Origin of the sequence: Terriglobus roseus (assembly GCF_900102185.1) — a bacterium.
GTDB classification, from domain to species: domain Bacteria; phylum Acidobacteriota; class Terriglobia; order Terriglobales; family Acidobacteriaceae; genus Terriglobus; species Terriglobus roseus_A.
In genome coordinates this window covers 2,030,500-2,043,457 of sequence record NZ_LT629690.1, presented here as the reverse complement: position 1 = coordinate 2,043,457, position 12,958 = coordinate 2,030,500, and the positions used below count along the sequence as shown (strand labels likewise).

The window sequence follows — 12,958 nt, the reverse complement described above, 5'->3', positions numbered from 1 at the left end:
ATGGCTGTACGTTATGAGTTCGAAGGCGTTCGATTGGGTTTCATGGGGAAGTCTGTCTCTGTGGTTCCAAGCGGTACAGAGAACAAGGATCTAGCGGTCCCGAGAGGCCATCGTCTTGGTCTTCTTCGGAGATGCCGATCTCTTCGTGACAGATCTTCTGAAAAAGAGGGAATTCAGAAAATACCTTTTCATATTCCGGATAGAGATACAGCACATCGATGGGGCCAGAAAGCTTCTCACTCTGATTGATGATGCTCTCGAGCAGAGTTCTAAGAACAGGCGCCTGAAACGGATTGTAGAGGTAGATCAAAACCGGCCCTGCGAGAAGTTCAGGAAGTAGGGATGGGCCATCACCACACAGGATAGAAATATCCATAGGAACGCTGTTCTGTTCACGGTACCCTCGCACGTTCTCACTTGCGATTTCAGCGAGCTTGGGTTGTAGTTCGATTCCGAAAACATCTCGAAATTCGAATTGCGATGCCAGCAGAACCGCACGGCCTTTGCCACAACCGACATCAATAAAGCGGTATTGAGAAGCTGGTTTTTCGGTTGTTGTTCGCTGCCAGAGTTCGAATGCGTTGGCGAGACGCGAGGGTGGCACGCCGAAGTAGGCGGTAATGAATTGATCGTTCTGATGTCCGGAATGCAGATCTCGGGCATCTATCAGGCCGCTAGTGTCTACGCCGTACTTTACGTCGAAGTCGTGTTTCGGTTTTACCTTTGGTGGTTGAGGTCTGCCCAAGAGTTTACGTAGAGGAGCCTTGAGCGGCTCCAATATTTTGCGTGTTGTCCGGGCGGCAGCATCGCTGATCTTCATGTGGCAGATATCCTCGCAGCGATCATCTATGTGAGACGACTCACATCTTCTAGACAGAGCGCTTTCGCAACTCGCCCCAAGAGCATTTTGTTATCACGACGCGACAATGGCACTGCTTCTGGTAACTGTAGAAGTTGACTGTTCGTTCTCCTCAAATGAGGTTGCTTTCGTTTGTGTCGGCAGTGAATGCGGTATGGTGTTCAGCGATGTCTCGTTGCCAGTGAGCAGCGCCTTCAGGCGATTTGAATTTGGAAGCAGTTTTGCCCAGAGCCGACGGATAAAATTGCGGCTGTACGGAGGACGCATCCATAGAAGATCTGTCACGGTCTCCTGTTGGAAGGCGTTCTGGATTGAATGTGCTGTGCTGCCGTTGAACTGCAACCACTTGCGGCCGATTGCAATCTCGTGCTCCGTCTGAAAGTAGCGCATGGCGGTGCCGATGGAGATGGAACCAAGGTCAATGCGGTTCATCTGCCAATCAATGATGGTTGTGTCGCCATAACGACGGCCTCCAAGCAGAGATAGCCACTCGCCGTTCTCCGCACGCAAACCAGCAATAAATCCGCCCGGAATAGTGTGTGTGCTGTGATATCGCCAGGAGGAGACCCAGTCGGGGACGGGGTAGGCACACACTCGGTTTATCTCGATGAGGCCATTTTCTGAGATGTCACACTCGGGATAGAAGATGGCGCCAAACTCTTTTATTGCGCGTCGGGCAAAGTTGCGCAAATTGCGCCGACTTCGAGGGCCCATCATAGCGAGTGTCTCGTCCAGCGAGCCAAGGAGCGGAAGTGTTCGCCGCAGATCGCGATGGAGGATTGTGTTGGGCGGCGTGTCCGCGCCCCGTGTTCCAGTGCTATCAGAATGGGCGACCAGATATACGGCGCGTGCTTGCTTTTGCATTAAGAATGCCGCGGCCCGGCTGGCGGCTTCCGATTGGAGATCAGGAGCCGAGAGTACCGTGAGGTCGCCCTCAGGGTCTATTGGTACGAAGATGCCAAGACCTAATTGTCGCCAACGATATTCAAGAACAATTACCGCGGCTGAGAGAACTTTGTGCTGGTTATAGATAAGGACGGCGTGGGGGATCTTATTACCGAAATAGGGAACTGTCAGAAGGAAACGAAGTCGTGCCTCAATGTTCTCTTGTCCGCATCGTCGTCCGATCTCTTCAAGGAGGTGTGCGGCACTCAGCAGGTCGGAAGATCCTGAAATCAGGATGCAGGTCGACAGCGGCACGGAATCGGGATTCATAAAGATGGCACCACCACGATGACTCCTAGCAGTAAGCATCTATTTCGAATCAATCAGCCAGGATCGAGTATGGCGCTTACACGCCCACTTTTCGTCTGGCCATCAATTTACCGAGCAGCATTTCACCTAAGGCCCTGCATGTCAACGGGTGCGTGAATTGAGGTAAAGCTGGATTTGATTTGGCATCGACCGGGTTTCATCTGACGAATGCAGAGCGAGACGTTATCTATGGCGCGAACGTCTTGATTCGCTCGAAACGACGTTTCAGTCGGAGAAAGGGCGTCTCGAAATAACGGTAAGAGACTGCGGCGACGCAGAAGGTCAGTATCAATGTCAGAGCAGATCCGGCTAGACCGTGGACGCGCGAAGTGACTGCCGCCAAGACCGGAAGATGAAACACATAGAGACCGTACGAGATTCTTCCAGAATAGATGAAAGGGCGCTGGGCCGGGAGTTGCTGGAAGGCGACGATTAATAGTCCACATGCGATAGCTACCAGAGCGTAACCAGCGCATAGAGAGGCAGCCGACTGTGCTTTACTTCCCATGGTTTTCAAATGAAAATGGCCAGCGGCCAGCAGCCACCCGCCTATACAACCGAGCACAACGAGCAGACTCATTGGAATGCTCCATCGCGGCAGCCAGCGATCCGCAAGTGCCAGCAGAATTCCTGTTGCAAACATTTCAAATTGGACAAAGCTATTGAACCAAATAGTGACGTCGGGGTCTGCGTGTATTTGTGCGAAATGAACTAAGGTCACGTTCGCCAAGAGAATCAAGACACACGCGATTACCAACATGCCGCGTTGTCCGAAGAATCTGCAGGACGTGGGAAAGAAGAGATAGAACTGCTCTTCAATGGAGATGCTCCACAAATGCGACATGAGGATGTTGCCTGGAAAGACAAGGTTTCCGGCAAAGAGAAGGGCGGCAATGAACCAGGCCTTTTGTTCTTGCAAGACTCCATGATGGAACGCACGGGCGACACCGATGGAAAGGCCAAGCAGATAGAGTGGCCATATACGCAGAATGCGACGGATGTAGAAAGCGCCCATATTGATGGAGCCCGTAGCATCATGCTCGCGACTTAGCAACAGAGTGATGAGATATGCACTCAGAACGAAAAACAGGCACAACCCAAAACCCATTGCGTCAGCGAACATTTCAATAGCGCTCCCTGAGCCTGTGCGAGGGATCGCGTGGTGGATAAACACTGCGAAGAAGGCAAAGAAACGAACGACATCCAGTTGAGGTCGGTAGAACGAAACCACCGCTTTGTGATGTGAACCGTTGTCCATCTCACCTGGTCTTTCCAGAGATTAGATAAAGCGCACCGCACACCCGTAGCTCATTCAAAATGAGCGGCGGCGATCAGGGTGATAGGTGGCCGCAAGTCTACGTTACATACCGCCAGCGCGCAATGAATTTATCCATCTGACGGCTTCCGGAGCTGGCTGTTTGCTGAATGAGCCAAAGTTATAATGAGGTCGCTGCTCTCTCGTATCCGGGTGAATTGGTGAACATTCTCTCCTACGTCCACCTGCGGAACATCTACCGATCGACTGGTGTTGGGCGCGTTTCCCGTGAACTTACTGAGCGGCTGCATGCAACACCCGGTGTGAATCTGCACGTTCTTGCGGATCCTGCAGACCACTCTCGTGTAATCCCGCTTATCGGGAATCCGTGGCAAGCGTACCAATACCACTTCTTCAAGTCAGAGACATCGGCACAGCAGTTGCGGTGGATTCTGACGAATCGGCCTGCCGCCGAGCATTACTGGAACGACGTCGATCTCGTTCACTGCACGGCGGAGTCGTATGTACCAGTGCGAAGAGCGCGTCTCGTCGTCACCTGCCATGATGCTCAGCACTTCGAAGCGGGAGCCCATCGTCAGAGCGTGTGGTTGATGAAACAACGGTTGAAGTGGCGTTTGCTGTTTGCCCGTCTCGAACGAGAAGTGGACATGCTCCAGATGATTTCTCATTTTGCTGCAGAACGAACGGCTCACTTTTTCCCAAACCTCAGAGACCGATTGCGTGTGGTGCCAAACGCCGCGTCAGATAGCTTCTTTGCGCCTGCGGATGAGCAGGGGAAGGCAGTACTGCATCAGCTCGGAGTGCAGGGCAGGCCGTTCGTACTCGTGCCGGGAGGCCTTCAGTTTCGAAAAAATGCGGACCTTATTCTTGATGCGTGGCCGGCTATCGCGGCAGCGGTCCCAGACGTAGTCCTTGTCATCATCAACCATGCTGACGAGACCTACCTTCCGCGCGCGAAAGCGCTCGGGGATCGGTGCGTCCTCGCCGGCTTCCAGGACGAGCGACAGCTCGTTGCTCTGTACCAGGCAGCAACACTCGTATGGTTTCCAACGCTCTATGACGGCTTCGGCATGCCAGTGATTGAGGCAATGGCCAGCGGCACTCCGGTCATCAGCAGCAACACAACGGGTATACCGGAGGTGGCAGGGAACGCAGCAGTACTCCTGTCACCGACCGATGCGAAAGCACACGTCCGAAACATTATTGAACTGCTTCGTGATGAAAGCGCTCGGGCGGTGCTGGCGGCCCTAGGACGTGAACGTGCGTCGGAGTTCACCTGGGATAAGTCGGCGTCGAAGCTTCTGGCTGCATTCCAGTCGCTTGTTTAACTATCCAGCTCTCGTGACTTGATGAATTTGGCTGGAACGCCGGCCACGATTGTGTAGGGCTCTACAGATTTCGTAACGACCGATCCGGCAGCAACAATCGCTCCGTCTCCAATGGAAACGCCCTTGAGGACGATGCAATTCGCTCCAATCCAAACGTCTGTGCCGACCCTGATCGGTGACGAAATCTCGTCTTGCAGCTTCATAAGTTTGCCGGCTTGAATGCCGTGGTTGTGATCGATGAAGCGACAACCGCTGGCAATCAGGCAGTTCTCACCAATAGAGATACCCTCAATCGCATTAAATTCACATCCACTGCCGACAAAGGTGCCGTCGCCGAGAGAAATCGCTATGCCCGAAGCGTGTGCACCGGCCGCATTGAAGTAAATCCCATGCTCGAGGCTAACGCGTTCCCCTAACGAGACACGGTGTGGCCATGTGACAAGTATGCGCGACATGCGTGTGTCCGCACCTATCGTCATTCCCAAGGCTTTCCAATACAACCTGCGCACGGCACTTAGTACCTTCGGACGCCAATGCATACGCAGACGGAACAGCAACTTTTGTGATCGCACGAAACCCAAGACATTATTCCTTCAGGACTAAGTATTTGGACACTCGCGTGCTACGTCATCAGGTAGGTGGCAGAGGAGGTCAGTTGAACGAGCAACGATGAATATCGCTCTTCAGAAGACTGCATCCTTTTCGGCTTGGAAGCAAATCCTAAAAGAAGAATGGAACATCTTATTTCTAACCTTGCAAGATACTTCCAGTGGCGACAGCAGAGCAACAACGCAGTTGGCGACGATATGAGCATCCGATCACGTCGAACAGCACGAATGCTCCCGTATCTGTTCTGCTTGCTGCTTGCTGCTTCCTATGCGTGTGATGCACAATTGCTTGTTACCTACGGTTCGAAGGGAGTAGATCGTCTCACATACAACGGTACTGTCCTAGCAGACGCGTCTCGATTCCAGCAAGACCAAATCCACGTCGGACATATGAAGCTGACTGATGGCTCCGGGCGCGTGCTTACCGCGGATGGTTGGGGTGAGACTAACCAAGGAACGAAGTGGGATGCCGCATCGAAAACCGAAATTTACAACTTTCGATGGGGAACGATCAAAATACAGTTCTCGCAGAAATCCGATGCGTTGGAAATCAATATCAGTGAATCGAACCGTCCAAACTCAGGAGTGATTTTTGACGGTGCGTCTGTGTATCCGCTCACATTGCACTTTCCTACGCTGCCTCGTGGGTTTGTAAATGCTAATTACCCTCAAGGCACTTCGAATACATCGGCGCCTTCCGTTACAGTCGCTGACTTCGGAACGGGACAGGTCGTCGACGTTGCACCCGATGCATCGAAGCCTCTGTACAGCATGTTGTGGCCAACGGGCACTGGAGATGCCGCATACTCTGTATTGGTAAGCACGACAACGCCTGATGGACTGCCGGAGTTCTACCCTCGACACGACCGGCCGGTCCTGCCAGGACAGACAGATTCCTTTCGCATCGCATTACGTTTCGCGCCCCACGGGGTTGCAGCGAGTACGCTGGCGTCCGATGCGTATTCCAACTGGTCGCGACAATACCCCGCAGAAATAAAGTGGACCGACAGACGTGTTATCGGCACCGCGTATCTTGCAAGTTCGCCGAAGGTGGATCAACCCGCTGATGCTATGGATGGAGCCAATCCTCGTCACTACCTCGGCTCAGGAATGGATCTTCGAACACCTGAGGGGCAGAGACTCTTCCAATCGCGCATCCTGGCGAAGGCCGGAGAGATCGTACGCAATCTCAGAAAGTTGAATGCTCAGGGAGTGATCACCTGGGACATCGAGGGACAACAATACCCGCAGAATACAAGCTACGTTTGCGCTCCGGATCAGATCGCGAAGGCTGCTCCGGAGATGGAGTCGGTAGTCATGGATACGACGCCGCCATACGTGGGTAAGAAGCTTGATGATGCATACTTCAGCATCATTCGTGATGCAGGGTTTCGAGTCGGCGTGTGTGTGCGTCCGCAACGATTTACGTTGCTGCCGGGAGGCGGCGCTCAACAAGTTCAATTGAGCGAAAAAGACGCGGAAGCAGATATGCTCCGTAAGATCAGGTACGCGCACGATCGATGGGGGGCAACGCTGTTTTACCTGGATAGCACGGTTGAGCAGAATGGTCGCCCCCTGGATGCGGGGATGTTTCAACGCCTGGCGGCCGCGTTTCCGGACAGCCTTCTTATACCGGAACAAAGCACGCCCAGACACTATGCCTATACAGCACCGTTGAAGTCGTTTCTTTTTCACAACGAGACGGCGACTAACGCAGACATCAGAACCTACTACCCGGACGCTTTTAGCTGCATTCTTGTGAACGATTCCGATGCCAAACGCCTGCTGCAGTCACGGGCAGCATTGGTCGCTGCCGTTGCTGCAGGCGATATCCTCATGGCTCACGCTGATTATTGGGATCCGGCTAATACGAGGATCGTCGCCATGTACGGCAGCGCCGGAAGGTCTCCGGGTGGCCAAGATCACGATGCCAAGCGACTACGCGGCAGTGTCGAAAACTCGGTCGGAGGGAGTGGCAGTCCGGTCCCACTTGTCGAGCCCGCGCTGCAAGCGGTCAAGAGCAGCCATCATAATGTTGCTACCTCCGAGTAGGTTGGAACGGCTTACACGGAGATAGCCGCACTCGCCCACGGGCAGTGTCATCCACCAGTCCCGCTCTTCGACTTGCTCCTGAAGAACTGCTTCGAAGTAGTGATTTCTGAAATACATTTCTGCGGTTGCAAACTCTAGTTTCTGGCAAGATGCTTTCACCAACTCCCAGCATTCATCGATGTTCTTCATATTGGAGAGAGCGATCTCCAACTCCCTGACATAGATCTCTTCGTCAACCTGCCTTCGCATATGTCGCGAAGAAAGTACTTCACGTGCCGCGCGGAACTCAACATAGTCCAGGTAGCGTATGGCCACCAGTATGAGGATGGTGAATGCGGCGATGACGCCAATCCTGAAACCTCGCGATGTCACAGAAGCCAGGAACGACAGCGTGGATGTAATTGCGCATGTGGCATACAACAGAAGAACTGCCGTTCTTGGATGATGTCCACGATCCTGCATCACATGATGGATATGTCCGTGATCTGGAGAAAAGAGCGGTTTGTGTCGAAGGTAGCGGCGTGCAACCGCGATGCAAACGTCAAGCAATGGGAGCGCCAGAATACTGATTGGAGCGAACATCCCCAGCGTGGGACCGTCATGGTGCTGCCATGTAAGCGAGATGGCGCCAAGCATGAAGCCTATCGTCAGACTCCCGCAGTCACCAAGAAAAATTGAAGCTGGGTTGAAATTGTAGAACAGGAACGCAAGAAGAGCGCCAGCCAAAGGCATGGTTGCGACAACTAGACCGACATTATGTTGATACAAACCAACTGCAAGTGTCGCAAACGCACCCATCAGACCCACACCCGAAGCCAGGCCATCCATTCCATCGATGAGATTGATGGCGTTTGTACAGACCACAAGCCAAAACGTGCAGATGACGATGCTCAGCCAGGGGTGCGGGGATGTCCCGAAGGCGAAGCTTTCGGGAGCATGTATGTACCCCAGAACGGAGGCCATCACACACGCAACCATCTGTCCAAGGAGTTTTATCAACGGTTTGAGATCAAACAGGTCGTCGAGCAGGCCAACAAGAAAGATCAGAGCCGCTGGGGGTAACAGTACCTGCAGCAAACTGTGATGCTGGATATGAATTTGCTCTCCGTGAACATCTATCGCCAGCACGAGGCCAATCGTACAAGTGTAGGCAAGCATGATCGCAACACCGCCAACTCGAGGCGTGGGCGCTATGTGCTTCTTGCGTGTCTCGTCGGGTTTGTCTACAAGGTTCAAACGCAGCGCGATGATTCTGCACACGGGAGTGAACAGGAAACAGATAACGAAGCTTACGACACCGAGCAGAAGCGCAAGAGACATATCTTTCTCCTAGGGGACGGAGATGGGTGGTACCTGTTCCGCGTACGCGTTGTTTGCCGTGCTGTGATGGAAGGACGTGGTTCCTACAAGTTGATTGATAATGCGGGCAGTGCCGAGAGGACGATCAAACTCCCTTTCCAGGGCCAACCGGCCATTTTTACCCGCCGCTGAAATTTCCTCAGGATGTTTGCCTAGATGGTTAAGAAGGCTTACCAACCCCTCGACGTCCCCGTTTTCTATATGCCATCCGCAGGCATGACGCCGCACAATCGAGGCGGGAGTTGCAGCCCCGGGACCAACAAACAGAATAGGGCGGCCGGCCGCGAGTAGGCCGTACACTTTGCTGGGTACTACTGAACCACAGCAGGCCGCTCTTTGCGTCACAACGCCTATGTCGCCGGCGCCCAGACTGGAACCAAGTTCAGCTCTCGGAACATATGCTCTCAGATCAACCGAGTTGATGCTTTCGGCTTGGAGGAACGATGCGAGCTCAGCACGCCTTGAGCCACCTCCAACAAAGAGAAAACGAAAGCGTGCATCATCGCGAAGCCTACGAATCGCTCCGGTCAGCGTCTCCACGTCGTGCGCAAGTCCCAGGTTGCCTGAGTAGACCATAAGCAGGGAATTGGGATTGATATTGCGCGGAGCAACCACGATCTGTGTGCTGTCAGCCCAGTTCTCGACAGTGGCGATCGTATCGTTAGGGATGCCACGTGCAAGCAAACGAGCACGCATGCATTCACCAAGCACTATGACTGCATCCGCATTTCTGCGAGACCAGTCCGCCACAATTCCAATAACTCGATGGATGATTCCGCCAGCTTTGATGTAGCCGAGGTCAACGGCGACATCTGGATAAACATCCATCTCCCAGATGCAGAGGCGCGATCCTTTGAATACCTTCAGAAGTGCCCCCACTACTGAAAGAAGCGGAGGGGTGGTCAATGTGAGAACAGCGTCGGGCTTCGGAACGAGAAACGCTTTCCAAGTCGCGCCAATGTAGAAGGTGGCATACGAGAGAATACGGCCAGCAGCAGACCGCGAAAAGCGGAAGCCTTGTACCCGATGAACAACAACATCAGGTCTAGATTCTGGGTCCGTCTCGGCATACGTTCCGCCGCAGATGACATGAACTTCGTAGCCACGCGAGACAAGATCACGCGCCACATCCGTTAACAACTGGCTGGTCGCCGCGCTATCTGGCCAGAAGAACTGGTTCATTAACAGCACTCTCATCCGGCGACCTCCTCCAGCACGCCGTTGCGTACTGGCCGTTCGCGGATGGTGCGGTTACGCACAAACAGTGCTGGATTTCCTGCATAGATTTGCCAGCTTGGAATGTTCTGGTTGACGACACTCCCCGCGCCAGCTACCGCACCTTCATTCAGAGTGACTCCCGGCAGAAGTACGCTACGAGCACCGGCCCACGCACCATCGCTCAATGTGACGGGGGCTATCATCAGGCCAAAAGACGGGTCGCGCCAGTCATGATTCCCAGTGCAGATATACGCGCTCTGGGATAGGCAGACGTTATTGCCTAACGTCACTGTTGTCAGATTGTCGATCCATGCGCGTTCTCCGATCCAGCAGTAATCTCCAATTCGCAAATGCCACGGATACTTCACGACCACTTCAGAATGGATGACGACGCCTTCTCCGACACAAGCCCCGAAGAGTCTCAGCAATGTAACTCGTAGTCGTGACGACGGAAGCAACGGAGACCGAAACAATGGAAGTCCCAATAACATCCATGCTGCGCGCCACAGGAAGGAGCGGCCGGGCTCATACCACGAATTGTCATATGACTTCAGATCAATATGCTGGCTCATACGGCATCCTCGAGGAACTCCACACTGTGTGGGTGTGGGCCTCCATGAATCCATTGATAGAGCTGGTCCATGCAATCGGTGACTCTTTGCCAGCTGAAACTTTGCCGGGCAAGAGCTTCTGCGCGTGAACTCATCGTGGCGTATGTTTCAGGTGGAACAGCCAATGCTGTCATCAGGGTCTGTGCTAACTCGTCCACATCCGTTTTGACCTGCCAGCCTGCACCATTCGCCTGGACCTGCGGCAGATTGCACTGTTCGGAGATGATGACAGGCAAACCGCAGCCCAAAGCCTCAAGCGTCGCAACACTTAAACCTTCGGAATAAGAGGGCAGTACGAAGTAATCAGAGGCGGCAAGAGCGCTCCACTTCGCAGAGCTCTTCAGCATGTCGGTAAGCAAGACGCGTGAGGAAATGTTCAGCGTAACCAGAAGTCGGGCCACCTTCGCGACGGTTCCCTCTGAGTCAGGCCCAGCGATTACAAGTACGACGTCTGGATGTCGATCAGAGAGCTTTGCCCACGCATGCAGTAAAAGGTCGACGCCTTTTTTGTAATGGACGCGGCCCAGAAAAAGCAGAACGCGCTTACCTTTGATTCGAGGAAATCGTGCGCGGAAAAGGGAAGCATCGTATGTCGTGGGGACGTCGATGCCGTTCGGGATAATCGCGATTGGCCCCTTGTAACCGAATCGCCTACAGTCCAGAGCCTCCGATCTGGTCAACGCATGAACACACGCGGCGCCGTCCAGATTCCGCCGTTCAAACAAGGAAGCGTAAACCTGCTTCTTGCGGCGCTTATTTGCAAGCGCCCAAGGCTCCAGCATGCCATGCGGTGAGATGACATAGGGTATCTGGCTACGCCGTGCTGTGAGGGATGCGGCGAGAGTACTCGCCTCCCATAGACCGTGGATATGAACTCCCGACGATGCCTGTACCGTTGTCTGAAACCGTCTGCGAAGATCGCCGTCGGTCATCCACTTTGACCGGTTCGGTGGCCAGAGTGTGAGTGGGACATGGGGATGTAAATTTAACTCGCGAATCTCTTCTGGCGAGCTGAAGGAAACAATGCGTGCGTCGTAACCCTGGCGTTTACGTAACTCCTCTGCGAGCTTTGGAACAGCCGCACTCATACCGCCGAACCGCGGATCGATGTGGGACAGCACTTCCAGCCAGATACCTTTGGCTGTCGTCGGCTCCGTTGATGAATCCGGGGAAATTCCCCTGTGTTCCATCGTCCACATCGTTTAATCTCCGTTGATCCTGGCCGCCGATTCCATGATCGCTATCACCTTCGCGCTGACTTCCTGATCGCGCACGAATCCGTCAGCGATGCCTACGATCTGTTGGCCGAAGTTTTGTGGTGTGTAGCGCTCGATGAGTGTCAGCGAAACGTGCCCCATACGGCTTCGCTCTTGTTCAGAATAAGTGGACATCAAAGATAGTTGGTCCGTAAGCATTTCGGGGTTTGACGGATCAAAGACAAACCCATTTTTACCGGGGCGGACCAAGTCTTCTGCGCATCCACAACGTTTTGAAACAATCACGGGAAGATTGGCCGCCATCGCTTCATTCACCACAAGGCCCCAAGGTTCACGTTTGCTCGGCAAAACGAAGGTCGATGCAAATGCATACACAGGTAGCAACTCCCGCGCACTACGGTGTCCAAGAAAGCAAACATGTTTCTTGTAGACGCTAGCGTTCAGTCGCTCCTTCAATGTTGGACCATCAGGGCCATCGCCGGCTAAAACGAGCGACCACTGACCGCCGCGTGCACGATACTCAAGCCATGCATCCAACAGGTCGGTAACGTTCTTCTCCGGAGCCAGGCGACCAACGAACAGAAAGTAATGGTCGGGGAGCCCGTGTTGTGCAGGAGAAGAGTTCAGGCGGATGTCTGATACTGATTCCTGAATGTGTCTGTTTCCAACCACATCGTAAAAGTGAGTGATACGCTGCTGCGAAAAACCAAGTTGCAATAGGTAACGGTCGTGCGCTGCTCCACCTGTCACCGCCCAATCAAACAACGAGCGAATCAGTAGAGACTTAAACTTTTCTCGCCACCCTTTGCGTACATGATCCGTGGCGGTTGTCTCGGTCATCAGCACGCTAATGCGTCCAGTGGTTTTGCACCAAATGGCTGCAGCAATTCCAGGTAGCGTGTAATAGCCCGGAACCAGAACGAGCTCGGGGCTTAACTTTGAGAGTCGCCGGATCAATGCAATCGACAAGGTGAATTTGTTCGCGTCATGCCATCCTTTCGTAGCGCAGAGAGTTTCAACAGGCAGCCCCTGAACACCTTCCCGAAAGTTATAGCCCTTGTGAACACCTACTCCGCCGATGAGTTCAATCCCGTAGACCTCCCCGTGAACGCCGAATGCAGCCTGCAGCCCCTTGAATCTGGCCACGTGGTATGAATACCAGTCGATCCAGATCAC

10 protein-coding genes and 2 pseudogenes are annotated in these 12,958 nt (G+C 53.6%); 2 read left to right on the top strand and 10 right to left on the bottom strand.

The window, feature by feature from the left end:
- Positions 1–40: 40 nt before the first annotated feature.
- From BLT38_RS08680 to BLT38_RS08670, 3 genes are all read right to left on the bottom strand, one after another.
- Positions 41–820: a class I SAM-dependent methyltransferase gene (locus tag BLT38_RS08680; protein ID WP_083344810.1), complete on the bottom strand. Its 780-nt coding sequence runs from the start codon at positions 818–820 to the stop codon at positions 41–43.
- A gap of 93 nt (positions 821–913) precedes the next feature.
- Positions 914–2,074 (bottom strand): hypothetical protein, encoded by a 1,161-nt coding sequence (locus BLT38_RS08675; protein ID WP_083344809.1) that lies wholly within the window; start codon positions 2,072–2,074, stop codon positions 914–916.
- A gap of 226 nt (positions 2,075–2,300) precedes the next feature.
- A complete protein-coding gene (locus BLT38_RS08670) occupies positions 2,301–3,371 on the bottom strand; it encodes an acyltransferase family protein (RefSeq protein ID WP_083344808.1) in 1,071 nt (356 codons plus the stop codon).
- Positions 3,372–3,538: 167 nt separating this feature from the next.
- On the opposite strand from BLT38_RS08670, the gene BLT38_RS08665 reads away from it, so the two are divergent.
- The gene (locus tag BLT38_RS08665; RefSeq protein WP_083344807.1) at positions 3,539–4,717 is read left to right on the top strand and encodes a glycosyltransferase family 4 protein; all 1,179 of its coding nucleotides are present in this window, start codon (positions 3,539–3,541) and stop codon (positions 4,715–4,717) included.
- Here the strand turns inward: BLT38_RS08665 and BLT38_RS21160 are convergent.
- Both BLT38_RS21160 and BLT38_RS21155 read right to left on the bottom strand, forming a co-directional pair.
- Positions 4,714–4,884, bottom strand: a pseudogene (locus BLT38_RS21160) (DapH/DapD/GlmU-related protein); the annotation flags it as partial. The gene BLT38_RS08665 and the pseudogene BLT38_RS21160 overlap by 4 nt on opposite strands.
- 90 nt (positions 4,885–4,974) lie before the next feature.
- Positions 4,975–5,172 (bottom strand): annotated as a pseudogene (locus tag BLT38_RS21155) (hypothetical protein); the annotation flags it as partial.
- A 276-nt stretch (positions 5,173–5,448) separates the two neighbouring features.
- Here BLT38_RS21155 and BLT38_RS20485 point away from each other — a divergent pair.
- A complete protein-coding gene (locus tag BLT38_RS20485) occupies positions 5,449–7,377 on the top strand; it encodes a hypothetical protein (RefSeq protein ID WP_172838196.1) in 1,929 nt (642 codons plus the stop codon).
- On the opposite strand, the gene BLT38_RS08655 is transcribed toward BLT38_RS20485, so the two are convergent.
- The 5 genes from BLT38_RS08655 to BLT38_RS08635 all read right to left on the bottom strand — a co-directional run bounded on the left by BLT38_RS08655 (position 7,264) and on the right by BLT38_RS08635 (position 12,928).
- Complete coding sequence (locus BLT38_RS08655) at positions 7,264–8,535, bottom strand: MraY family glycosyltransferase (protein ID WP_172838195.1); 1,272 nt, start codon at positions 8,533–8,535, stop codon at positions 7,264–7,266. The genes BLT38_RS20485 and BLT38_RS08655 overlap by 114 nt on opposite strands.
- 171 nt (positions 8,536–8,706) lie before the next feature.
- A complete protein-coding gene (locus tag BLT38_RS08650) occupies positions 8,707–9,933 on the bottom strand; it encodes a glycosyltransferase family 4 protein (protein WP_083344804.1) in 1,227 nt (408 codons plus the stop codon).
- Positions 9,930–10,526, bottom strand: a complete 597-nt coding sequence (locus BLT38_RS08645; protein WP_083344803.1) for a WcaF family extracellular polysaccharide biosynthesis acetyltransferase — start codon at positions 10,524–10,526, stop codon at positions 9,930–9,932. Before BLT38_RS08645 ends, BLT38_RS08650 begins: the two co-directional genes overlap by 4 nt.
- Entirely contained in the window at positions 10,523–11,764 is a 1,242-nt protein-coding gene (locus BLT38_RS08640; RefSeq protein ID WP_083344802.1) for a glycosyltransferase, read from the bottom strand. Before BLT38_RS08640 ends, BLT38_RS08645 begins: the two co-directional genes overlap by 4 nt.
- A 3-nt stretch (positions 11,765–11,767) precedes the next feature.
- Positions 11,768–12,928, bottom strand: a complete 1,161-nt coding sequence (locus tag BLT38_RS08635; RefSeq protein ID WP_172838193.1) for a glycosyltransferase — start codon at positions 12,926–12,928, stop codon at positions 11,768–11,770.
- Positions 12,929–12,958 lie beyond the last annotated feature (30 nt).

Coding starts and splice junctions, on each gene's coding strand:
- BLT38_RS08680 (WP_083344810.1), bottom strand. CDS start 820: ATGAAGATCAGCGATGCTGCCGCCCGGACAACACGCAAAATATTGGAG.
- BLT38_RS08675 (WP_083344809.1), bottom strand. CDS start 2,074: ATGAATCCCGATTCCGTGCCGCTGTCGACCTGCATCCTGATTTCAGGA.
- BLT38_RS08670 (WP_083344808.1), bottom strand. CDS start 3,371: ATGGACAACGGTTCACATCACAAAGCGGTGGTTTCGTTCTACCGACCT.
- BLT38_RS08665 (WP_083344807.1), top strand. CDS start 3,539: ATGAGCCAAAGTTATAATGAGGTCGCTGCTCTCTCGTATCCGGGTGAA.
- BLT38_RS20485 (WP_172838196.1), top strand. CDS start 5,449: ATGGAACATCTTATTTCTAACCTTGCAAGATACTTCCAGTGGCGACAG.
- BLT38_RS08655 (WP_172838195.1), bottom strand. CDS start 8,535: ATGCTTGCCTACACTTGTACGATTGGCCTCGTGCTGGCGATAGATGTT.
- BLT38_RS08650 (WP_083344804.1), bottom strand. CDS start 9,933: ATGAGAGTGCTGTTAATGAACCAGTTCTTCTGGCCAGATAGCGCGGCG.
- BLT38_RS08645 (WP_083344803.1), bottom strand. CDS start 10,526: ATGAGCCAGCATATTGATCTGAAGTCATATGACAATTCGTGGTATGAG.
- BLT38_RS08640 (WP_083344802.1), bottom strand. CDS start 11,764: ATGTGGACGATGGAACACAGGGGAATTTCCCCGGATTCATCAACGGAG.